A 541-nucleotide genomic window follows, 5' to 3' on the forward strand; every position below is an offset into this window, starting at 1 on the left:
AAGCGTCGCAAGAGTTGCCGAATCAAGAATTTATCGTCGCTACAGATAACGGTATCTTCTATAAAATGCAGCAGTTGTCGCCTGAGAAAGTCTTTATCGAAGCGCCCACTGCCGGTTCTGGAGCGACCTGCCGATCCTGTGCACATTGCCCGTGGATGGCAATGAACGACCTGGAAAATATGTACTTGGCATTAAGTGAGGGGAGTGGCGAAGTAGAGGTCGACTCCGAATTAAGAGCTGGTGCACTTAAGTCCCTTCAGAGAATGCTAGACTTCTCAGCTACGTTGTAAATAACTTTGGCTTTCCATTCACCCTGTTTGCGCGTTTAAAACAGCGGGTTTTCTTTGATGGCATAGAAGAGGTCCAGTCTTGACTGGATCTTAAGTTCATCAAGCTCACTTGTGGTTTTTTTCAAGGCAAGGCTAAGCTGCTCGATAGCTTGATTCATTCTAGCGGTAAGGTAGAAATATTCTGCTCGTGCTTGGTGCAAATGCGCGATATCACCAGCGAGCCCCGCTACCTCAGCAAGTAAGTACCAAAT

Annotated in this window: 1 protein-coding gene and 1 pseudogene; one reads left to right on the forward strand and one right to left on the reverse strand. The window is 47.0% G+C overall.

The genetic code is table 11. The features are described from left to right. A partial coding sequence (gene nadA, locus A3766_RS00440) for a quinolinate synthase NadA (RefSeq protein WP_197479135.1) occupies positions 1-290 on the forward strand: 290 nt, incomplete at its 5' end. A gap of 35 nt (positions 291-325) precedes the next feature. On the opposite strand, the pseudogene A3766_RS30015 reads toward nadA, so the two are convergent. After that, positions 326-541, reverse strand: a pseudogene (locus tag A3766_RS30015) (hypothetical protein); the annotation flags it as partial.

The sequence above is a fragment of the Oleiphilus sp. HI0132 genome (assembly GCF_001635845.1).